Raw genomic sequence first — 22378 nt, forward strand, 5'->3', positions numbered from 1 at the left:
ACACCCCCATGGACTTCAAACGCACCTTGCTCGCCGCTGCACTCCCCTTGGCCTTCACCCTCAGCAGTGCCGCCCAGGCGCTGGAAATCAAATTCGCCGACATCCACCCCGCCGGTTACCCGACCGTGGTGGCTGAGGAACAACTGGGCAAAACCCTGGTGGCCGACAGCAACGGCACGCTGACTTTCAAGATGTTCGCCGGCGGTGTGCTCGGCTCGGAAAAAGAAGTGGTTGAACAAGCCCAGGTCGGCGCCATCCAGATGGCCCGGGTCAGCCTCGGCATCGTCGGGCCGGTGGTGCCGGACGTGAACGTGTTCAACATGCCGTTCGTGTTCCGCGACCAGGCGCACATGCGCAAAGTCATCGACGGTGACGTCGGCGACGAGATCCTCGACAAGATCACCAACTCCGGATTCAACCTGGTCGCCCTGGCCTGGATGGACGGCGGCACGCGCAACATCTACACGAAAAAACCGGTGCGTAAACTGGAAGACCTCAAGGGCATGAAAATCCGTGTGCAAGGCAACCCGATGTTCATCGAGACCATCAACGCCATGGGCGGCAACGGCATTGCGATGGACACCGGCGAGATCTTCAGCGCCTTGCAGACCGGCGTAATCGACGGCGCGGAAAACAACCCGCCCACCCTGCTCGAACACAACCACTACCAGAACGCCAAGTTCTACAGCCTGACCGGGCACCTGATCCTGCCTGAGCCGATCGTGATGTCGAAAATCACCTGGGACAAACTCACCCCCGAGCAGCAAGTGCTGGTGAAGAAAACCGCCAAAGCCGCACAGGCGCAGGAACGCACCTTGTGGGATGCAAAATCGGCTAGCAGCGAAGAGAAACTCAAGGCTGCGGGTGTCGAGTTCATCACCGTCGACAAAAAACCTTTCTATGAGGCCACCGCCTCGATCCGCGAGAAATATGGCGCGCCTTACGCCGACCTGATCAAGCGCATCGAAGCCGTTCAGTAACCCTCCCTGCCCTCTTGAAAGGCCCGGCGCCGTTGACGTTGGTGTATGTCAGCGCGCGCCCGGTTACGGTGGAACCCGATGAAGAATCTGCTGCTACGCATCAACGACAGGATTTACATGACCTGCATCTGGGTCGCCGGTCTGTCGGTCCTGACGATTTCCCTGATCATTCCCTGGGGCGTCTTCGCCCGCTACGTGCTCGGCACCGGCTCAAGCTGGCCGGAGCCCACCGCCATCTTGCTGATGATGGTCTTCACCTTCATCGGCGCCGCCGCCAGTTACCGTGCCGGCGCGCACATGGCCGTGGCGATGCTCACCGACCGCATGGCGCCTGAGTTGCGCAGAGCCATGAGTATTTTCTCCCAGTTGCTGATGGCGACCATTTGCCTGTTCATGGCGATCTGGGGCACCAAGCTGTGCCTGTCGACCTGGAATCAGTTCATGAGTGCGATGCCTGGATTGCGCGTCGGCATCACCTACATGCCGATCCCGATTGGCGGTGTGCTGACGCTCATTTTTGTACTGGAAAAACTCTTGCTCGGTGATCAGAGCAACCGTCGGGTCGTACGTTTCGACCTGGTTGAAGAAAGCGAAGGGGCTGCCTGAATGGACGCGTTGATTCTGTTGGGCAGTTTTATCGCGTTGATCCTGATCGGCATGCCGGTCGCCTACGCACTGGGGCTTTCCGCCCTGATCGGTGCGTGGTGGATCGATATCCCGTTCCAGGCGCTGATGATTCAGGTCGCCGGCGGCGTGAACAAATTCTCCCTGTTGGCGATTCCGTTCTTCGTCCTGGCGGGCGCGATCATGGCCGAGGGCGGCATGTCCCGGCGGCTGGTGGCGTTTGCCGGCGTGCTGGTGGGGTTTGTCCGTGGCGGCTTGTCGCTGGTCAATATCATGGCCTCGACGTTCTTCGGCGCAATCTCCGGCTCGTCGGTGGCCGACACCGCCTCGGTCGGTTCAGTGCTGATTCCGGAAATGGAACGCCGTGGCTATCCCCGGGAATTCGCCACGGCGGTCACCGTCAGCGGCTCGGTGCAAGCCCTGCTGACGCCGCCAAGCCACAACTCGGTGCTCTACTCGCTGGCGGCTGGCGGCACGGTGTCGATTGCGTCGCTGTTCATGGCCGGCGTGGTCCCGGGCCTGTTGATGAGCGCGTGCCTGATGGTGCTGTGCCTGATCTTCGCGAAAAAGCGCAACTACCCCAAGGGCGAAGTCATTCCCTTGAAGCAGGCGCTGAAAATCTGCGGCGAAGCGATGTGGGGCCTGATGGCCATGGTCATCATCCTCGGCGGGATTCTCTCCGGTATCTTCACCGCCACCGAATCGGCGGCGATTGCGGTGCTGTGGTCGTTCTTCGTGACCATGTTCATTTACCGCGACTACAAATGGAGCGAGCTGCCAAAACTGATGCACCGCACGGTGCGGACCATTTCGATCGTCATGATCCTGATCGGCTTCGCGGCGAGCTTCGGCTACATCATGACCCTGATGCAGATTCCGTCGAAAATCACCACGATGTTCCTGACCCTGTCGGACAACCGTTACGTGATCCTGATGTGCATCAACGTCATGCTGCTGTTGCTCGGCACCGTGATGGACATGGCGCCGCTGATCCTGATCCTGACACCGATCCTGATGCCGGTGATTCTGGGCATTGGCGTGGACCCGGTGCAGTTCGGCATGATCATGCTGGTGAACCTGGGGATTGGATTGATCACACCGCCGGTGGGCGCGGTATTGTTTGTGGGGTCGGCCGTGGGCAAAGTCAGCATCGAAAAAACCGTGAAAGCGCTGCTGCCGTTCTACGGCGTGCTGTTCCTGGTGCTGATGGCCGTGACCTACATTCCGGCGCTGTCGCTGTGGTTGCCGCATTTGGTGTTGTAACAAAAGTGCCCCTCCGTCAACGCGGGGCACGCACATCCTGTAGCAGCTGCCGAGCTGCGCGAGGCTGCGTTCGGCGACGCAGTCGTCGTAAAACCTGCGCATGCGGTCACCCTGATGCACCGCGCGGCCTGATTTCACGACGACTTCGTCGCCGAACGCAGCCTCGCGCTGCTCGGCAGCTGCTACAGGGAACATCGGTGTTCTTTCATCAGGGCTCGACAGATATGACGCCAAAGATTCTCGAACTCACAGACGAACTCACCCACCTCACCCTCGCCCCCGAACTCGGTGGCAGCCTCGTCAACTGGACCGTTCGCAGCACCGGGCAACCGCTGCTGCGCCACAACGACGCCCACGCGCTGAACACTGGCCTGCCAGGAAAACTCGGTTGCTACCCCTTGATTCCGTGGTCGAACCGCATCGCCGAAGGGGGTTTTGACTGCCCCGATGGCTGGCTCGCCTTGAAGCCTAACAGCCTCACCGACCCGCTGCCGATTCACGGCAGCGCCTGGCAACAACCGTGGCAGGTGGTGTCGCAGACCCAGGACGAAGTCGTCCTGCAACTCAACAGCGCTGCACCCTTCGCCTATCGCGCCCGGCAGCGGTTTCATTTGAACGAGGGCCGATTGAGCATCGAGTTACACGTCACCCACCTGGCCAAACACCCCGCCTGGCATGGGCTCGGACTGCATCCGTACTTTCCGCGCACAGCGAACACCCGGCTGCAGGCCAAGGCTGAAAAAACCTGGTTATGCGATGGATCGAAATTGCCGACCGAGCTGATGGAGCTGCCCGCCGAGTGGGACTTCCAGCAACTCAAAGCGCTGCCCGACACACTGGTCGACAACGGTTTCTGCGAATGGGACGGTCATTGCCTGATCCAGCAACCCGAACTCGGTTACGAACTGGAATGCCAGGCCACCGGCAGCGATTACTACCTGCTTTACTGCCCGGTGGGCCTGGAATTTTTCTGCATCGAACCGGTCAGCCACCCGGTCAACGCCCACCACTTGCCTGGCCGACCGGGGCTGCGTTTGCTGGAGCAAGGTCAATCCGCCGAACTCGGTTTCAGCCTGCACTATCGCAAGCTTGACTAGCCCAGCATCTGACTCAACACCGCACGCAACTTGCCGGGTTTCACCGGTTTGTTGAGCAGCGGCGCATCGAGTCGCTGCAACGAACGTCGGCACTGGTCAGTGCGGTCAGCAGTGATGATCACCGCTGGAATCGCCTGATTGAAATGCTCGCGCAAATGCCGCACCACATCACAGCCGACGATCCCGTGATCGAGGTGGTAATCAGCGAGAATCAATTCCGGCGCCCGCCCCTTCAAAGCGGCCAACGCTGAGTGCTCATCCGTGGCAATGACCACCTCACAGCCCCACTGCCCGAGCAGCGCGCTCATGCTCTCAAGAATGCTCACTTCGTTGTCCAGCACCAGCAGGCGCCGGCCCGGCAACGGATTGCCCGTGCCAGGTTGCGGCGCGGCCAGACTGATCGGCAGCGGCACCTCATGGGAAATCGGCACGTCGATGCGGAACACCGAACCGCGTCCCGGCCGCGACTGAACCTGGATCCGGTAGTTGAGGATCTTGGCGATACGCTCAACGATGGCCAGCCCCAGCCCCACGCCCTTGCGGTCGGCGGCGCGCCCGACATCCAGTTGGTTGAACTCCAGGAAGATCGAGTCCAGCCTGTTCGCCGCGATCCCGCGCCCGGTGTCCCACACTTCCAGGCGCAGCCTGTCGCCGCGCCGCCTGGCCCCCAGCAGAATGGCGCCCTCATCGGTATAACGGCAGGCGTTACTGAGGAAGTTGCGCAAGATCCGCGTCATCAAGCGCAGGTCGGTATGAATAGCGTAATCGCCCATGTGCACCCGCAGGTTCAACCCGGCGGCCTCGGCCACTGACTGGAACTCCGAGACCAGTGGCGCGAGCAACTCGTCGAGTCGGTACAACGCGACGTCCGGTTTGACGGCGGCCTGATCGAGCCGGGAAATATCCAGCAGATCGGTGAGCAAATCTTCAGCGCCTTCCAGCGCCTGGTGCGTGCGCTCCACCAACACCTGTTCGACATCGGGCAATTTGCGTTCGCGCAACGTCGAGATCAGCAACCGCGCAGCGTTGAGCGGCTGCAATAAATCGTGACTGGCGGCGGCGAGGTATTTGTCTTTGCTGCGATTGGCGGCCTCGGCGGCGTCCCGGGCGTCGCGCAAGGCTTCGGCGATCTGTTTACGCTGGGTGATCTGCTGTTGCAGGTTGCGGTTGGCTTCCAGCAATTCATCAGTGCGCGCGGTGACCCGCTGTTCCAGTTCGTCATTGAGTTGTTGCAGGCGTTGCTGGGCGAGTTTGCGTTCGGTGATGTCCGCGACAAAACCCTCCACCAATCCTTCCTGATCGGGCTTGAGCAGCAGGTTCATCAGCACGTCGAGGCTGCTGCCGTCCTTGCGCCGCAACTGGGTTTCGTAACCGTGCAGGCTGCCCTGGTGCCGGAGGATTTCGCCGATGTTTTCCAGCTCCCCGGTACCGCCGACAAACAGGTTGCTCGCCAGGTCCGCCAGCGAGAACAGCACCTCTTGCGGGTCCTGATAACCGAGCATCCGCGCCAGCGCCGGGTTGGCGGCGCGCATGCCTTGCGTGAGGCTGGCCTGGAAGATCCCGTGCACGGCGTTTTCGAACAGCCACTTGTAGCGATTGCGCTCGGCTTCCAGCTCGTCCAGCCGTGCGGAGAGTTCCGGATAATGGCTCTTGCGCGCCGAGTGGCTGCCTAATCCCAGTAGCCCGGCGAGCGCGCGTTGCTGCTCGTCAGAGGGCTTCGCCATAGACGACCTCGACATCACGCTGGCTGGATTCGCGCGGGTTGGTGAGGATGCACGGGTCGTGCATGGCGTGTTGCGACAGGAACGGAATGTCCGCAGTGCTGACCCCGTGCAAACCGAGGGTTTCATGGAAGCCGATCGCGTGTTTCAGGGCGATCAGGTGCTCGACCAGACGCCCGCAAATCTGCCGGTGATTGAGGCCACGGCAATCGATACCGAAGGTCTCGGCGATCACCTTGAAGCGATCCGGCGCCGAGCTGTAGTTGAACGCCACCACGTGTTCCACCAGCACCGCGTTGCACAAGCCGTGGGGCAAATCGAGGAAGCCGCCGAGGCTGTGGGACATCGCGTGCACCGCACCGAGGATCGCATTGGAGAACGCCAGACCGGCCTGCATGCTGCCGAGCATGATCTTCTCGCGCAGGGCGATGTCCGTCGGGTTGGCGATCATCTGCACCAGGTTGCCGTTGATCAGGCGCATCGCTTCCAGCGCGTGCGGGTCGGTCAGTGGCCCGTGACCGGTGGAGACGAAGGCTTCGATGGCATGCACCAGCGCATCGATGCCGGTACAGGCCGACAGGAACGGGTCCATGCTCAGGGTGGTTTCCGGGTCGATCAGCGACACGTCCGGCACCACGGCCTTGCTGACGATGGAGAACTTCATACGTTCTTGCTGGTTGGAAATAATCACAAACTGCGAGACATCGGCCGAGGTGCCGGCGGTGGTCGGAATCAGGATCAACGGCGGGCTGGGCACGCGGATGGTGTCGACGCCTTCGAACTCAAGGATGTTGCGTCCGTGGGCGACGACGATGCCGATGCCTTTGCCGCAATCCATCGGGCTGCCACCGCCGACCGCAACGATCACATCGCAGTGGTTTTCCTTGTACAGCTCGGCGCCGCGCATGACTTCCTCGACCCGCGGGTTGGGCGACACGTCGCTATAGAGAAAGTAGTCGATGCCCTGGGCTTGCAGGCTGGCTTCGACATCGGCCACCCAACCGGCGGCAATCACACCGGGGTCGCTGACCACCAATACCTTGCGCGCACCAAAGGTTTTGGCACAGTTGCCGACGTTGTGCCGGCATCCGGCACCAAAGATGATTTCAGGCGAAACGAATTTACGCAGCTGGCTGAGACTCTGGCTCATTGGAAAGCCTGTTTTTATTGTTTTGGAAGGTAAGAGCCACACTAACTCATCCGGCTGTGAATGCAATCAGACCAATGGCTGGTCCCCATTCACCGCAGATCCCCTGTAGGAGCCGGCTTGCTGGCGATGGCGACCGCACTGGCGACGTATGGCTCGCGGGCCTCATCGCCAGCAAGCCGGCTCCTACAGGGGTTGTGTGCATGAAGGGCTATCCGCGATAGATCAGCCGCGAAGCCTTCTCGTTACGCAACGTCAGGTGTTCCATGCCCTGCCCCGGCGCATCCGCTTCATCGCGGGCCTTGAGGATAACGTCGTGGTGCGGCGACTTGCTGCACACCGGGTCGGCATTTTCGGCATCGCCGGTGAGCATGAACGCCTGACAGCGGCAGCCGCCCAGGTCCTTGTGTTTTTCATCGCAGGAGCGGCACGGCTCTTTCATCCAGGCATCGCCACGAAAGCGATTGAAGCCGAACGATTCGGTCCAGATGTGCGAGATGCTGTGCTCGCGCACGTTGGGAAACTCCACCGGTAACTGACGGGCGCTGTGACAAGGCAGCGCCGTGCCGTCGGGGGTGATGTCGAGAAACAGGTTGGCCCAGCCGTTCATGCAGGTCTTGGGGCGCTCTTCGTAGTAATCCGGGGTGACGAAGATCAGCTTGCAGGGATGGCCTTGGGCCTCAAGACGCTCGCGGTATTCATTAGTGATGCGCTCGGCGCGCTGCAATTGCTCACGGGTCGGCAACAGGCCGACGCGGTTGAGCTCGGCCCAGCCATAGAACTGACACGTCGCCAGTTCGACGAAGTCCGCCTGCAGTTCCAGACACAGGTCGATGATCTGCGCGATCTGGTCGATGTTGTGCCGATGGGTGACGAAATTCAGCACCATCGGGTAACCCTGGGCTTTCACCGCCCGGGCCATGGCAAGTTTCTGCGCGAAGGCCTTGCGCGAGCCGGCGAGCATGTTGTTGACCTGCTCGTCGGCGGCCTGAAAGCTGATTTGGATGTGGTCCAGCCCGGCGACCTTGAAGTCGCGGACTTTTTGCTCGGTCAGGCCGATACCCGAGGTGATGAGGTTGGTGTAGTAACCCATGTCCCGCGCGGCTTTGATCAGCACGGCGAGGTCCTGGCGAACCAACGGCTCGCCACCGGAAAAACCCAGTTGCGCCGCGCCCATCTCCCGCGCTTCGTGAAACACCCGAATCCATTCTTCAGTGCTCAGCTCCTCGCCTTGCTGGGCGAAATCCAGCGGGTTGGAGCAATACGGGCATTGCAACGGGCAGCGATACGTCAGCTCTGCCAGTAACCATAAGGGCGGACCGGGTGGCTGTTCGATCAGGTTCACAGGGTGATCCCCCGGTGCCAGACTTTCTCCGTGGTGACGGTGTGATACGGCGGACGCCCCAGCTCGTAGGCCATGCTGATCGCGTCGAGCATGCTCCACAGCACATCGAGCTTGAATTGCAGAATCTCCAGCATGCGTTGCTGGCCTTCGAACGTCACGTAGTGCGCCAGGGTAATGCGCAAACCATGCTCGACATCGCGCCGCGCCTGGCTCAGGCGCGTGCGGAAATAGTCATAACCGGCCGGGTCGATCCACGGGTAATGCGTGGGCCAGGCGTCGAGACGGGACTGATGGATCTGCGGCGCGAACAGCTCGGTGAGCGAACTGCTGGCCGCTTCCTGCCAACAGGCGCGACGGGCGAAATTGACGTAGGCGTCCACGGCGAAACGCACGCCGGGCAACACCCGTTCCTGGGAGAGGATTTGTTCACGGTCCAGTCCCACCGCTTCGCCCAGCCGCAACCAGGCTTCGATGCCGCCCTCGCTGCCGGGGACGCCGTCGTGGTCGAGGATGCGTTGCAGCCATTCACGGCGCACGTCGCGGTCGGGGCAGTTGGCGAGGATCGCGGCGTCTTTCAGCGGGATGTTCACCTGGTAATAGAAGCGATTGGCGACCCAGCCCTGAATCTGCTCGCGGGTGGCGCGGCCGGCGTACATGGCTTGGTGGAAGGGGTGGTGGATGTGGTAGCAGGCGCCTTTGGCGCGCAGGGCTTGCTCGAATTCGCTGGGGGACATCGGTGTGTCAGTCATTGGGCCTCTCCTGGAAGCTCTGCGGTGTCTGGTCTGGCCTCTTCGCGAGCAAGCCCGCTCCCACACTGGATTTGCGATGTACCCAAGACCCTGTGGGAGCGGGCTTGCTCGCGAAGAGGCCATCCGCTACAGCTCAATACTCATGCCATCAAACGCGACCTCAACCCCCCGCCGCTCCAACAAAGCCCGCTCTGCCGAGTCTTCATCGAGGATCGGGTTGGTGTTGTTAATGTGGATCAGCACCTTGCGTTGGCGGCCAAACCCCTCCAGCACCTCAAGCATCCCGCCAGGACCGCTCTGCGGCAGATGCCCCATTTCACTACCGAGGCTCTGGCCGACTTCGCACACGCGCATCTCGTCGTCGCGCCACAACGTGCCATCCAGCAGCAGGCAGTCGGCGCGTTGCATCCAGCTCAGGACTTCGTCGTCGACTTGCCCAAGGCCCGGGGCATAGAACACGCTGGCGCCGCTGCGCAGGTCTTCGATAAACAAACCAATGGTGTCGCCCGGCTGCGGATTGCCGCGATTGGGCGAGTACGGCGGTGCGTTGCTCACCAAGGGAATCGCACGAAACTGCAAGTGTTCGCAGGCCGCTATGCTGAACGGTTCACGGTCGAGTCCGACCGGTTGCCACTGCAAACCGCCGTTCCAGTGTTCAAGCATGGTGAACAAGGGAAAGCCACTGCTCAGGTCTTGATGTACGCGTTCGGTGCTCCAGACCGAGTGTGGGCAACCTTCGCGCAGGCTCAACAGGCCGGTGCAATGGTCGATCTGGCTGTCCAGCAGCACCACCGCGGCGATTGCCGTATCGCGCAACCGACGGGCCGGCTGCATCGCCGGGAAACCTTCAAGCTGCGCGCGAATGTCCGGTGAAGCATTGCACAGCACCCACTCCACACCGTTGTCACTCAGGGCAATCGACGACTGCGTGCGACGCTGCGCGCGCAGGCTGCCATTGCGCATTCCGGCGCACTGGCGGCAGTTGCAGTTCCATTGCGGAAAACCGCCACCAGCGGCGGAACCAAGAACGCGGATGTGCATGGCGGGCTCCAGAAGGCAGACCCGGCCAACGCCACGGTTGGCCGGGTGGACAATCAACGGTTGGCGAAATACATCGTCACTTCAAAACCAATGCGCAGATCGGTGAACGCGGGTTTATTCCACATGGGTCAATCCTCTTCTTGTGCCGGGTTATTCCGGTAAAGCCATTAATGCACGGGGCGCCAAGTGATCGAATGCTACTTTGGAACGAGGTGGCGGCGTGCGTTGGTAGGGGGTGTTTGCGCGGTTTCCGGTACACACAAAACCAATGTGGGAGCGAGCCTGCTCGCGATGACGGTGTATCAGTCAACTGAGATGTTGAATGTACTGGCCTCATCGCGAGCAGGCTCGCTCCCACAGGAGTTGCGGCGCGCTTACGGGGCTAGAAGAACCCCATCGGGTTGATGTCGTAGCTCACCAGCAGGTTTTTGGTCTGCTGATAATGGTCGAGCATCATCTTGTGGTTTTCGCGGCCGACACCGGACTTCTTGTAGCCACCGAACGCAGCGTGCGCCGGGTACAGGTGGTAGCAGTTGGTCCAGACGCGCCCGGCCTTGATCGCCCGGCCCATGCGGTAGGCGCGGTTGATGTCGCGGGTCCACAGACCGGCGCCGAGGCCGAACTCGCTGTCGTTGGCAATCGCCAGGGCTTCGGCTTCGTCCTTGAACGTGGTGATACCCACCACCGGGCCGAAGATTTCCTCCTGGAACACGCGCATCTTGTTGTGGCCCTTGAGCAGGGTCGGCTGGATGTAATAACCCGTCGACAAGTCGCCCTCAAGGCGTTCGGCCGCGCCGCCGGTGAGCAGTTCGGCGCCCTCCTCCTGAGCAATTTTCAGGTACGAGAGGATCTTGTCGTATTGCTGCTCGGACGCTTGGGCCCCGACCATAGTTTCAGTGTCCAGCGGGTCGCCGCGCTTGATCTTGACGATTTTCTGCATCACCACTTTCATGAAGTCGTCGTAGATCGATTCCTGCACCAACGCTCGCGACGGACAGGTGCAGACTTCGCCCTGGTTGAAGAACGCCAGCACCAGACCTTCGGCGGCTTTCTCGATGAACTGCGGCTCGGCTTGCATGATGTCTTCGAAGAAGATGTTCGGCGACTTGCCGCCCAGCTCGACGGTGCTCGGAATGATGTTCTCGGCCGCGCACTTCATGATGTGCGCGCCAATCGGAGTGGAGCCGGTGAACGCGATCTTGGCGATGCGCTTGCTGGTGGCCAGCGCTTCACCCGCTTCGCGACCGAAACCCTGGACGATATTCAGCACGCCGGCCGGCAGCAAGTCGGCGATCAGCTCGGCGAAGACCATGATCGACAGCGGCGTCTGCTCAGCGGGTTTGAGCACCACGCAGTTGCCGGCAGCCAGGGCCGGGGCGAGTTTCCAGGCAGCCATCAGCAACGGGAAGTTCCACGGGATGATCTGTCCGACCACGCCCAATGGCTCGTGGAAGTGGTAGGCGGTGGTCAGCTCGTTGATCTCGGCGGCGCCGCCTTCCTGAGCGCGGATGCACCCGGCGAAGTAACGGAAATGGTCAGCGGCCAATGGCACGTCGGCATTGAGGGTCTCGCGCACGGCCTTGCCGTTGTCCCAGGTTTCAGTGACAGCGAGGATTTCCAGATTCTGTTCGATGCGGTCGGCGATTTTCAGCAGTACCAGCGAGCGATCCTGAGCCGAGGTCTTGCCCCAGGCATCCGCCGCGGCATGGGCGGCGTCGAGGGCTTTTTCAATGTCGGCGGCGCTGGAGCGCGGGAACTCGGCGATCACTTCACCGGTGACCGGTGAGGTGTTGGTGAAGTACTCGCCATTGACCGGGGCAACAAACTCGCCGCCGATGAAATTGCCGTAGCGCGCTTTGAAAGAAACGACGGCGCCGGGTGTTCCGGGTTGTGCATAGATCATGGTGGGCCTCTGTCTGGGTCGATGCCTGTCGGGCAAACAGGCGATGAACCGATAGTAGAGAGCCCCGCGCGCCAGACGAATGCGCCGTTGGCAGGGGGACTCTCGTTATTTGGTAGTAGATGATCGTTCCCACGCTCCGCGTGGGAATGCAGCCCGGGACGCTCCGCGTCCCTAAAGCGGACGCGGAGCGTCCGGTGAGGCATTCTCACGCAGAGCGTGGGAACGATCAGGGCAGCAATCAGTGCTTGGCGACCAGGTCTTTCGGCAGCTTGAAGGTCCAGAGCATCCCGCCCTGGTTGAAGTCCTTGATGCGCTTGGCCACTTCGCCGCCCCACAGCGGCACAGCGCCACCCCAACCGGACAGCACCGAGACGTACTGTTCGCCGTCCATTTCCCAGGTCACGGGCGAACCGAGTACGCCGGAGCCGGTCTGGAATTCCCAGACTTTCTCGCCGGTCTTGGCGTTGAACGCTTGCAGGAAACCTTCCGGCGTACCGGTGAATACTAGGTTGCCCTTGGTGGTCAGCACTCCGCCCCACAGCGGCGCGAAATTCTTGTGGCGCCAGACTTCCTTGCCAGTCTTCGGATCGATTGCACGCAGCACGCCGATGTAGTCTTCATTCAACGGCTTGATGGTGAAGCCGGCACCGAGGAACGCCGCGCCTTTTTTGTAGGCGATGCCTTCGTTCCAGATGTCCATGCCCCACTCGTTGGACGGCACGTAGAACAGCCCGGTGTCCTTGTTGTAGGCCATCGGCATCCAGTTCTTCGCACCGAGGAACGCCGGAGCTACGAACACTGAACCGCCTTTGGCTTCGGTGCCCGGTGCGCCAGGTCGGCTGGCTTCGTTGTAAATCGGCCGGCCCTCTTTATCGAGGCCGGTGGCCCAGGTGATCTTGTCCACGAACGGAAAGCCACGAATGAATTTGCCGTTGGTGCGGTCCAGCACGTAGAAGAAACCGTTACGGTCAGCGGTCGCGGCGGCTTTGATCTCCTTGCCGCCTTCGGTGTAGTTGAACGAGACCAGCTCGTTCACGCCGTCATAGTCCCAGCCGTCGTGAGGCGTGCTCTGGAAGTGCCACTTGATGGTGCCGTCGTCCGGATTGAGCGCCAGGCGCGACGACGAGTAGAGGTTGTCGCCCGGACGCAGGTGCGAATTCCACGGCGCCGGGTTGCCGGTGCCGAACAGCAGCAGATTGGTTTCCGGGTCGTAGTAACCGCCGAGCCAAGGCGCTGCGCCACCGGTTTTCCACAGATCGCCAGGCCAGGTCTTGCCCGCTTCACCGCCGGAGATGCCGTTTTCTACCGCTTTGCCGTCCTTGTAGGTGTAACCCATGTGGCCTTCGACGGTGGGCCGGGTCCACAGCAGGTCGCCGTTTTTCGGATCGTAGGCTTCGATCTTGCCGACCACGCCGAACTCGCCACCGGCCACACCGGTGATCAGTTTGCCGTTGATCACCAACGGCGCGGCGCTGATCGAATAGCCTTCCTTGTGATCGGCGACTTTCTTGCTCCAGACGACTTTGCCGGTGTCCTTGTTCAGGGCGACGAGCTTGGCGTCGAGGGTGCCGAAGAACACCAAATCACCGTACAGCGCGACGCCACGGTTGATCACGTCGCAGCAGGGACGGATGTCATCGGGCAGGCGCGCATCGTATTGCCAGAGCTTCTTGCCGGTGCGCGCATCCACCGCAAACACCCGCGAGTAGGAACCGGTCATGTATATCACGCCGTCCTTGATCATCGGCTGTGCTTGCTGACCGCGCTGTTTTTCCCCGCCGAAAGAGAACGCCCAGACCGGCCGCAAATCTTTCACGTTGTTGACGTTGAGCGTATCCAGCGGGCTGTAGCGCTGACCCTGGACGCCCAGACCGTTGGTGACGATCTGCTCCGGGTTCTTGGGGTCCTGGAGAATGTCCTGGTCGGTGACGCCGGCCAGCGCGGAGCCGGACAGCAGCATGGCACTGAGCAGCACACTAAGGACGAAGGGTTGGCGACGTGCGGGGTGGGTCATGGCGGCTACCTCTGCGGTTTTTGTTATACCCGGGAAATTTTCCCGGTCTGGTGCAGATTCTTCGGCGCCGCCGCCCTTGGAACAATTGCCCGCAGTGTTGAGATTGCTAGTTCCTTAGTACCGGGTCGGAAAAGATGGGCACCGGATTTCCTGATCGCCACAGACCTGTAGCAGCTGGCGAAGCCTGCGTTCGGCGGCGCAGCAGTCGTGAAATCAGAGTTCGCGGTGCATCAGGCAAACCGTGCAAGTCGGGTTTACGACTGCTGCGCAGCCGAACGCAGGCTTCGCCAGCTGCTACAAAGGATTGCGGCGCCGCTGGGTCATTTGTGCGCGGCGGAATCGACACGGGTCATTTGGGTGCGCTCATAGCGCGGGTACAAATGGCTCACGCTGCGGATCAGCTCATAGCGACTCAGGCTGATCGCGGCAAACCGCTCGGGGATGGGGCTGCGGATCATCTCGCTCATGTCGCTGCCATTGGCCGCCCCCTCACGCATGAGCTGATCGAGCCAGCCAAGGTAGTCGCGCATCTGCTCGAACGGTTTCGTGTCCGTAGTCACTGGCCCATGACCGGGCACGACCAACGTCCACGGCAGCCCCTGAAGCGTGGCGATGTCCGCCAGCCACACCGACAGCCCCGGACTGTTGGGCGTGGTCAGCGCCCGTTGGTAAAACACCAGGTCCCCGGCAAACAGCACGCCGGTTTTCTGGTCGAGAACAGCCAGATCCGCGCCAGTGTGCCCACCCAGGCTCAGCAGACGCAGATCGTGATTCCCAAAACTTCGTACGCCAGGTGTCAGCGCCTCGGTCGGCAACACCACCTCGGTGCCGCGCATCCAGTCGCCCACCAACCGATACAGGTTCTCGGCCATGGCGTCGCCCTGCTGATGCAGCAGCTCGGTGGTGCCGGCCAATGCACCGATCGGCACGTCGCTGAAAGCCTGATTGCCCAACGCATGGTCGGGATGGTGATGGGTCAGCAGCACCTCGATCACCGGTTTATCGGTGGTCGCGGCAATGGCTTTGCGCATCGCTTCACCATAGCGTTTCGACGGCCCGGTATCGATCACTACTACCCCGCGTTCGGTGACGATGAACGCGGTATTGACGATGTTGCCGCCGTTGGCCTTGGCGAAATTGTCTGTGCTGCCTTCCAGCAGCCAGGTGTCTTCGGCGATCTGCCGGGGCTTGAGTTCATAGTCGAGGTCCGCCAGGGCCGGCAGGCTCAGGCTCAGAAACAACAGCAGCATCCAGCGCATCACGCGCTCCTTGGGGTCAGGGTACGGCCGCATCGAATTGATTGCCGCTGTTGTCGCGCAGCAACAGGCGCGTCTGCCCCGCCCCTTCAATGTCGAAGGCCAGGTTGGGGTTTTCGCTGACGGCGGGAAACAGCTCCAGTCGGGCCAGCAGTTGATCGTTGTGGTCGCGCAGTTCGGCGTGGTTGATGAAAAATTCCGGGATGCCGCTGACCATGCCGTTGTCCATCGGGTGCGCCACTTGCAGGCGCAAACGACTGAATTCGCCACGGGGATAACGACCGCCCAGCACTTCGCCGATGTGCTCCTCCCAGCCCGGCTGAGTGCGCACCACACTCGGCGCCGTGCAACCGCCGCCCGCCGCATCGATCAGGGTCGAGCCGACATGCCAGAGGCCGTCGCGGGTCAGCACCGCTGCACGCAACGGCGTGGCCTGCTCGATACGGATGCGGATCGACAGCCACGGCAATACCCGGTCCAGCGGTTGAAAATCGACGATTTTCGGCAAGGGATTGAGTTCGGCCCAGGCGAGTATTTTCACCACCTCACCCTTGAACGCCCGGGCGTCGATTTCCAGCGGTACTTGCCGGGCGTCTTCGGCGAACGGCGGCGCCAGCAGCTTGACCCGGTCGTCGAACACGAACGGCGCACCGTCGAGCATCTGCTTGTGATAGAAGGCCCACATCACCGACGGCACCGGGTCTTGGCCCGACTCGACGGCGGCAGCGTGCGCCGCCAAGGGTAACCAGCAGAGCAACAGGCAACTCGCTCGCCAGTTCACTGTTGATACATCTCGGGCACGTCATAGCGCAGGCCGTAATGACCGTAAATGGTTTTGACCGCACCCTCGCGGATCAACGCCTCCAGCGCCTCTTCCACGGCGTAGGCCAGTTGACGGTTGCTTTCATGCACCGCCATGCCGATCTCCCAGAGCTGCTTGCCCATGTTCGGGTAGGCGTTTTCGGCCAGCACTACTTGTGGATCGTTGGCTTCGTGAACTTGCCAGTCGATCTCGCCGCGCATGGCCATGACCGCGTCGACTTCGCCGGCCTTCATCGCCGCAAACGCCTGAGGCACGCCTGGATAGTGGTGGGTCTTGCCGGCGAGCATGCCGCTGAATACCGAGGTCAGGTAAAACGACGGCACGCTGTCGACTTCGACGCCGATCGGGTGATGCTCGAACACCGCGACGCTGCCTACCGATTCCAGTCGGCGGCGGTCAAAAGCGACTTGCCATTGTTCGTTCTGGTACGGGCCGAACATCACCACGTGGCCGTTTTCCAGCTCACCCACTTCGTTGCGCTTCTGCGCGTAATCGCGGTCGTACGGCACGCGCATCATCAGGTCGGCCAGTCGCAGGTCGTGCAACTGACTGGCCCGCCAGATGTAATCGCGCAGGTCGTCGTCAAGCTTTTCGCCGGCGGGTGCCCAGATTAGCGTCAGGCGCACACCCAGCGCTTTGGCCAACGCTGCGGCGAGCTCGACATCCACCCCTCGGGGCTGGCCGGCGTCTTCAAAACTGTAGGGGGCGAAGTCCTTGTAGACCGCCACTTTCAGCTCCCCGGCGGCGATCATTTCGTCATAGGTACGGACCTGCGCCTGCACGACCTGGCAGCACAGCAACACGGCGCTGATCAACACAGCGAGCAGGCGCATGGGTTACTCCTCGACGTGAACGCTGTCCAGGTAAGTGCGCACGGCCCACAAGGCTTCCTGACTCAGGTAATCAGCCATCTTCGGCATGTACACCCGGCCATCGCGCACGGCACCGTTACGCACACGTTCGACGAACCATTCATCCCCCGCTTCGCCCACATCGAGCATGCGCAAATCGGGGGCGATGCCGCCGGATTTGGCTTCCAGGCCATGACAGGCCGCGCAGTTCTGGTTGTACGCCGACGAGCCGATTTCCACGGCCTTATCGTGTTCCGGGGAGGTGCGATACGGGTTCACCGCCGCCCAACCATCGGCATCCACCTGCAAGCCGGCGTCCTTGATCGGGGTCAGTCCCTTGGTTTCGATGGCCTGAGGCACCACGTTGCCATGGGCACAGACGGAGCCTGCACTGATAAAACCGGCCAGCAGTCCGGCAACGAGCAAGGCGTTGCGTTTTGTTGTCATTGTTATGCCCTCGAGATTGCACGCAAAACCTCTTTGAAGAGGCTATGGCACCCATCTTAGGAACGGCTTCGCACAATCCCCATGCTGCTTTGGTGGCCGCCTTCTAGTCCCTTGGTAGTAGGGCTTGTGGCGCACACCCAATTCAGGTGCCGCACGGGAAGTTTTCCCGGCAACAGCGGGACTTTTTCCGTATCCGCCAACATGCTGGGCGCACCACCCTGTGCAGGCCAAAACCTCCACTGGGAACTGCAACCATGACAATAAGATCGCTACCCGTCCTTTCCCCTTTGACCCTTGCCGTGCAGGCTTTTCTGCTGGTGAGCAGTCTGTCGCTGAGTGCTGCAAGCCATGCCGCGACGGCTCCTGCCACGCCCACCCGCAACGTGACATGGGAAGACATTGCCAACGATCACCTGACCACCAAGGACGTGCTGCAATACGGCATGGGCACCAACGCCCAGCGCTGGAGCCCGTTGGCGCAGGTCAACGACAAGAACGTGTTCAAGCTGACGCCGGCCTGGTCCTACTCGTTTGGCGATGAGAAGCAGCGCGGCCAGGAATCCCAGGCCATCGTCAGCGACGGCGTGGTCTACGTCACCGGTTCCTATTCGCGGGTCTTTGCCCTGGACGCCAAGACCGGCAAGCGCCTGTGGACCTACAACCATCGCCTGCCGGACAACATTCGTCCGTGCTGCGACGTGGTCAATCGCGGCGCGGCGATCTTTGGCGACAAAATCTACTTCGGCACTCTCGACGCGCGCCTGGTCGCCCTGGACAAGAACACCGGCAAAGTGGTGTGGAACAAGAAGTTCGGCGACCACGCCGCCGGCTACACCATGACCGGCGCCCCGGTGCTGATCAAGGACAAGACCACCGGCAAGGTGCTGCTGATTCACGGCAGCTCCGGAGATGAGTTCGGCGTGGTCGGGCAGCTCTTCGCTCGCGACCCCGACACCGGTGAAGAAGTGTGGATGCGGCCCTTCGTCGAAGGCCACATGGGTCGCTTGAACGGCAAGGACAGCACCACCACCGGTGACGTCAAGGCACCGTCCTGGCCGGATGATCCGACCACCGAAACCGGCAAGGTCGAAGCCTGGAGCCACGGCGGCGGTGCCCCTTGGCAGAGCGCCAGTTTTGATCCGGAAACCAACACCATCATCGTCGGCGCTGGCAACCCCGGCCCGTGGAACACCTGGGCGCGAACCTCAAAGGACGGTAATCCCCACGACTACGACAGCCTCTACACCTCCGGCCAGGTCGGCGTTGACCCGAGCACCGGCGAGGTGAAATGGTTCTACCAGCACACGCCGAACGATGCCTGGGATTTCTCCGGCAACAACGAGCTGGTGCTGTTCGATTACAAGGACAAGGACGGCAAAACGGTCAAGGCCACCGGCCATGCGGACCGCAACGGTTTCTTCTACGTGGTCGATCGCAACAACGGAAAATTGCAGAACGCGTTCCCGTTCGTCGACAACATCACCTGGGCCAGCCACATCGACTTGAAGACCGGTAAACCGGTAGAAAATCCTGGCCAGCGTCCGGCCAAACCGCTGCCTGGCGAGACCAAGGGCAAGTCGGTGGAAGTCTCGCCGCCATTCCTCGGTGGCAAGAACTGGAACCCGATGGCGTACAGCCAGGAAACCGGGCTGTTCTACATCCCGGGCAACCAGTGGAAAGAGGAATACTGGACCGAAGAGGTCAGCTACAAGAAAGGCTCGGCCTATCTGGGCATGGGTTTCCGCATCAAGCGCATGTACGACGATCACGTCGGCTCCCTGCGCGCCATGAACCCGACCACCGGCAAAGTGATTTGGGAGCACAAGGAAGCACTGCCCCTTTGGGCCGGTGTGCTGGCCACCAAAGGCAACCTGGTATTCACCGGCACCGGCGACGGTTTCCTCAAGGCCTTCGACGCGAAAACCGGCGCCGAACTGTGGAAGTTCCAGACTGGCAGCGGCATCGTCTCGCCGCCGATCACCTGGGAACAGGATGGCGAGCAATACGTCGGCGTAACCGTCGGTTATGGCGGCGCAGTGCCGTTGTGGGGCGGTGACATGGCCGAGCTGACCAAACCGGTGGCTCAGGGCGGGTCGTTCTGGGTGTTCAAGATTCCGAGCTGGGATAACAAGACTGCGCAGAAGTAACGCCACCTATCTTGCCGATACGACTCATGTAGCAGCTGTCGAGCCCCAGCGAGGCTGCGTTAGCGGTGTGTCAGGCACACCGTCAACGCAGCCTTGTTTCACTCTACAGCTGCTACGTGGAGCCTTATCGATGCCCATTTAGAGGTCTCGTGATGAAATACCTGCCTTTTTCGCTGCTCTTGATCTTCCTGCCCGCCTACGCCGACGACGGCAACACGCCACTCATCATCAACGGCTGCACCATCGCCAGTCACAGCCAATGCCCCGGCGCCGATCTCAAAGGTGCGAACCTGAGCAATCAGGACCTGCGCAACATGAACCTCAGCGGCGCCGACCTGCGCGATGCCGACCTGCGGCACGCCCGACTCGACCTCGCCAACCTGGAAAAAGCCCGACTCCAGGGCGCCAACCTGACCCGCGCCAGCCTGCAACAAAGCAACCTGCGTCTGGCAGATTTCACCGGTGCCACGCTGATGGCGATCCAGGGTTGGGGTCTGTTTGCCCAAGGCGCGCAGTTTCAGGACGCCAACCTGAGCGGCGCGTACCTGCAATTCGCCCGTCTCTCCGGTGCCAAGCTGCACAACAGCAACCTGCAAGCGGCGGATCTGGAAATGACCTGGCTGAGCAAGGCTGACCTCAAGGGTGCCAACCTCAGTGATGCGAATCTGCAAGAAGCCAAGTTTGGCGAAAGCAATCTGGAGAAGGCCAACCTCAGCGGTACGCGGCAGCATTATGCGAATTTTCAGGATGCCAATATGGAGGGCTGCACCGGGTGCCCGACAACCTGGAACAAATGAACTGAAGGCACACAACCCCCCTGTGGGAGCGGGCTTGCTCGCGAAGACGGAGTATCAGTCGACATCAATGTTGGATGTGAGGCCCTCTTCGCGAGCAAGCCTGCTCCCACATTAGAAATTTGTTGCCCGGGCTACCGAGTCAGCTGGCCACCCGCACCACGCCCATATCAATCCCCAGATGCACCAGCTCGGCATGGGACGTGACCTGCAATTTGCTCTTGAGCAACGTCAGGTGATTGGAGACGGTCTTGCTGCTGATGCTCAACTGCTCGGCGATCAAGCGGGCCGGGGTGCCTTTGGCGAGCATCACGAAAATCTCCAGTTCACGCTGGGTCATGCTCTGCAAACGCGGGTCGCTGGCGTCCTGTTGCGGATGACACGCCAGTTGGGTGGCCAGCGGCTGTTCGATGTAGGCGTGGCCGGCGAGGATCCGCTGCACCGCCTCGATCAGCACTTCCGGCGCCGAGCTCTTGGTCAAATACCCCGAGGCACCAGCGTCCAGTGCCTGGCGCACCAGCGGCAACTCATCGTGCATGCTGAAAAACAGCACCCGCAATTGCGGCAGTCGCTGACGCAAGCGTCGGGTGGTTTCCAGCCCGCTGATCCCCGGCAAACCGAAATCCATGATCACCAGGTTCGGCACGGCTTCCTGAACCCGCATCAGCGCCTCTTCCCCCGTGGCCGCTTCACGCACCTCCATCGCCGGCAACAATGCCCGCAACAAACTCGCGTAACCCTGACGGACCACCGCATGGTCATCGACCAGCAGAATATTCATGACGCCTCCAAAGGCATGCTCAAGGCCAGCGCCCAACCGGCGCCGGGGTGGCTGATGATCCGCAATTCGCCGCCGAGGCTGCGGGCGCGTTCGAACATCGAATACAAACCGACGCCGGGCCGTTGTGGCTGCGCTGCGCCGCGCCCGTTATCGCGAATCAACAAACGCAGATGCGCGCCGCGATGTTGCAGACGAACCCGCACTTCAGTCGCGTCGGCGTGCCGGGCAATGTTGGTCAACGCTTCCTGCAACAGGCGATAGAGATGGGTTTTGTTCGGCGCAGACAATGGCGGTAACTGCGCGCTGACCCGCAACAGGCAATCGATGCCCTGGCGCCCCTGCCATTGCTCCACCAGCAAACCGAAGGCTTCGGCCAGCGGCAGGTGTTGCAGCACCACCGGATAAAGGTCATGCACCAGCGCCCGGAAGCCCTGCTGCAAGTGTTCGCAGTTGTGTTCCAGCTCGCGCACCGTGCGTTCCACCACCACGGGTTGATCCGCCACCAGCCGCAACAGACAGGCCTGGGCGCGTATGCCGGCCAAGTACTGGCCGAGATCATCGTGCAGGGTCTGCGCCAGATGAGTGCGTTCCTGTTCCTGCACCGCCAACAACGTCCGGGTCAGATGCGTATTGTCGGCACGGGCCTGCTCCAACGCCTCGGTCATGCGATTGAAATGCACCGCCAGGTGCCGCGCCTCCGGCACACCTTTTGCGCGCAATCGCACCTTGAGCTGGCCAGCCGAGACTTGCTGCAACGCGCGCAGCAATTCATTGAGTAAACCCATGCCCCGGCGCACAGCCCAGCGAATGGTGAGCAGACTCAAGATCAAGGCCAGGCCACACAGGCCGAGCAATTGCAGCAGCGAATCCCAGACCTCGTCGATTTCATCCCGCGGATCGACTGCGATCTGTACGCGCCGGCCATCGCGCAGATCCAGGACCCGCGCACTGTGCCGGGCTTCGGCGAATAACAGACGCCCGAGCCACGCGTCGAGTCCGTCCTGAACTGGCAGACGCGCCGTTTCGCCGGGTTCCAGCCAGCGCACCCGCACATGCCGCAAACTGCCCGTCAACCGTGGCTGCAAACTCGCGGGATCACGCTCGGCGGTTTCGCTCAGATACTCGACCACCGCTTCGGCGGATTGCAGCTCACGCTCCACGTCCGCCAGGGCCTGATGCACCAGCAAACCCATGCACGCCAGGGTCACCAGGGCGAAAAATCCGCACACCCACAGGTTGATCCGCCACAGGGCCGACACGCTTAGCGCCCCGGTGTCGCGGGCATGACCAGCAACGGCCCGGGGCGCGGGCCGTGCAGCTTGTCGACGCCGATCAGGGTCAGGATCAACAGCAACGGCAGGAGCAGCGCTTTGAGAATTCGCATGGTCGATCTCC

Annotated in this window: 21 protein-coding genes; 6 read left to right on the forward strand and 15 right to left on the reverse strand. The window is 61.6% G+C overall.

Features of this window, described 5'->3' with window-relative positions; genetic code table 11:
- Nucleotides 1-8: 8 nt before the first annotated feature.
- From ACA072_RS16025 to ACA072_RS16040, 4 genes are all read left to right on the forward strand, one after another.
- Nucleotides 9-980, forward strand: a complete 972-nt coding sequence (locus ACA072_RS16025; RefSeq protein ID WP_094471975.1) for a TRAP transporter substrate-binding protein — start codon at nucleotides 9-11, stop codon at nucleotides 978-980.
- 78 nt (nucleotides 981-1058) lie between these two features.
- Nucleotides 1059-1586 carry a TRAP transporter small permease gene (locus ACA072_RS16030; RefSeq protein ID WP_497618914.1) on the forward strand — a complete coding sequence of 176 codons (528 nt, stop codon included), beginning with the start codon at nucleotides 1059-1061 and terminating at the stop codon, nucleotides 1584-1586.
- A complete protein-coding gene (locus ACA072_RS16035) occupies nucleotides 1587-2867 on the forward strand; it encodes a TRAP transporter large permease (RefSeq protein ID WP_497618915.1) in 1281 nt (426 codons plus the stop codon).
- A 224-nt stretch (nucleotides 2868-3091) separates the two neighbouring features.
- Nucleotides 3092-3964, forward strand: a complete 873-nt coding sequence (locus ACA072_RS16040; RefSeq protein ID WP_497618917.1) for an aldose 1-epimerase — start codon at nucleotides 3092-3094, stop codon at nucleotides 3962-3964.
- On the opposite strand, the gene ACA072_RS16045 is transcribed toward ACA072_RS16040, so the two are convergent.
- From ACA072_RS16045 to pedF, 12 genes are all read right to left on the reverse strand, one after another.
- Nucleotides 3961-5688, reverse strand: a complete 1728-nt coding sequence (locus ACA072_RS16045; RefSeq protein ID WP_497618919.1) for a hybrid sensor histidine kinase/response regulator — start codon at nucleotides 5686-5688, stop codon at nucleotides 3961-3963. The genes ACA072_RS16040 and ACA072_RS16045 overlap by 4 nt on opposite strands.
- Entirely contained in the window at nucleotides 5672-6835 is a 1164-nt protein-coding gene (ercA, locus tag ACA072_RS16050; protein WP_438662146.1) for an alcohol dehydrogenase-like regulatory protein ErcA, read from the reverse strand. The genes ACA072_RS16045 and ercA overlap by 17 nt, the downstream gene beginning before the upstream one ends.
- 208 nt (nucleotides 6836-7043) lie before the next feature.
- On the reverse strand, nucleotides 7044-8177 hold the full coding sequence (pqqE, locus tag ACA072_RS16055) for a pyrroloquinoline quinone biosynthesis protein PqqE (protein WP_497618921.1): 1134 nt from the start codon (nucleotides 8175-8177) through the stop codon (nucleotides 7044-7046).
- A complete protein-coding gene (pqqC, locus tag ACA072_RS16060) occupies nucleotides 8174-8926 on the reverse strand; it encodes a pyrroloquinoline-quinone synthase PqqC (RefSeq protein WP_497618923.1) in 753 nt (250 codons plus the stop codon). The genes pqqE and pqqC overlap by 4 nt, the downstream gene beginning before the upstream one ends.
- 126 nt (nucleotides 8927-9052) lie before the next feature.
- Nucleotides 9053-9967, reverse strand: coding sequence for a pyrroloquinoline quinone biosynthesis protein PqqB (gene pqqB / locus ACA072_RS16065; RefSeq protein ID WP_497618925.1), 915 nt, complete (start codon nucleotides 9965-9967; stop codon nucleotides 9053-9055).
- Between the two features lie 53 nt (nucleotides 9968-10020).
- Complete coding sequence (pqqA, locus tag ACA072_RS16070) at nucleotides 10021-10092, reverse strand: pyrroloquinoline quinone precursor peptide PqqA (protein ID WP_010455123.1); 72 nt, start codon at nucleotides 10090-10092, stop codon at nucleotides 10021-10023.
- Nucleotides 10093-10349: 257 nt separating this feature from the next.
- Nucleotides 10350-11870: an acetaldehyde dehydrogenase ExaC gene (gene exaC / locus ACA072_RS16075; RefSeq protein ID WP_497618927.1), complete on the reverse strand. Its 1521-nt coding sequence runs from the start codon at nucleotides 11868-11870 to the stop codon at nucleotides 10350-10352.
- 238 nt (nucleotides 11871-12108) lie between these two features.
- Entirely contained in the window at nucleotides 12109-13884 is a 1776-nt protein-coding gene (locus ACA072_RS16080) for a PQQ-dependent methanol/ethanol family dehydrogenase (RefSeq protein WP_497618929.1), read from the reverse strand.
- Nucleotides 13885-14204: 320 nt separating this feature from the next.
- Nucleotides 14205-15143 carry a quinoprotein relay system zinc metallohydrolase 1 gene (locus tag ACA072_RS16085; protein WP_497618931.1) on the reverse strand — a complete coding sequence of 313 codons (939 nt, stop codon included), beginning with the start codon at nucleotides 15141-15143 and terminating at the stop codon, nucleotides 14205-14207.
- A 16-nt stretch (nucleotides 15144-15159) separates the two neighbouring features.
- A complete protein-coding gene (locus ACA072_RS16090) occupies nucleotides 15160-15921 on the reverse strand; it encodes a quinoprotein dehydrogenase-associated SoxYZ-like carrier (protein WP_497618933.1) in 762 nt (253 codons plus the stop codon).
- A complete protein-coding gene (locus tag ACA072_RS16095; RefSeq protein WP_497618935.1) occupies nucleotides 15918-16796 on the reverse strand; it encodes a substrate-binding periplasmic protein in 879 nt (292 codons plus the stop codon). The genes ACA072_RS16090 and ACA072_RS16095 overlap by 4 nt, the downstream gene beginning before the upstream one ends.
- 3 nt (nucleotides 16797-16799) lie before the next feature.
- Nucleotides 16800-17261 (reverse strand): cytochrome c-550 PedF, encoded by a 462-nt coding sequence (pedF, locus tag ACA072_RS16100; protein ID WP_497618937.1) that lies wholly within the window; start codon nucleotides 17259-17261, stop codon nucleotides 16800-16802.
- A gap of 254 nt (nucleotides 17262-17515) precedes the next feature.
- Here pedF and exaA point away from each other — a divergent pair, with 254 nt between their 5' ends.
- Both exaA and ACA072_RS16110 read left to right on the forward strand, forming a co-directional pair.
- Nucleotides 17516-19408, forward strand: a complete 1893-nt coding sequence (gene exaA / locus ACA072_RS16105; protein WP_497618939.1) for a quinoprotein ethanol dehydrogenase — start codon at nucleotides 17516-17518, stop codon at nucleotides 19406-19408.
- 152 nt (nucleotides 19409-19560) lie between these two features.
- Complete coding sequence (locus ACA072_RS16110; protein ID WP_497618941.1) at nucleotides 19561-20205, forward strand: pentapeptide repeat-containing protein; 645 nt, start codon at nucleotides 19561-19563, stop codon at nucleotides 20203-20205.
- Between the two features lie 139 nt (nucleotides 20206-20344).
- Here the strand turns inward: ACA072_RS16110 and ACA072_RS16115 are convergent, their stop codons facing one another.
- Genes ACA072_RS16115 through ACA072_RS16125 form a run of 3 tightly spaced genes read right to left on the reverse strand, consistent with a single transcriptional unit; the run spans nucleotide 20345 to nucleotide 22367 of the window.
- A complete protein-coding gene (locus ACA072_RS16115) occupies nucleotides 20345-20983 on the reverse strand; it encodes a response regulator transcription factor (protein WP_497618943.1) in 639 nt (212 codons plus the stop codon).
- A complete protein-coding gene (locus tag ACA072_RS16120; RefSeq protein WP_497618945.1) occupies nucleotides 20980-22242 on the reverse strand; it encodes a sensor histidine kinase in 1263 nt (420 codons plus the stop codon). Before ACA072_RS16120 ends, ACA072_RS16115 begins: the two co-directional genes overlap by 4 nt.
- Nucleotides 22243-22244: 2 nt before the next feature.
- Nucleotides 22245-22367 carry a hypothetical protein gene (locus ACA072_RS16125; protein ID WP_497618947.1) on the reverse strand — a complete coding sequence of 41 codons (123 nt, stop codon included), beginning with the start codon at nucleotides 22365-22367 and terminating at the stop codon, nucleotides 22245-22247.
- Between the last annotated feature and the right edge of the window lie 11 nt (nucleotides 22368-22378).

The sequence above is a fragment of the Pseudomonas sp. LBUM1656 genome, assembly GCF_059716065.1.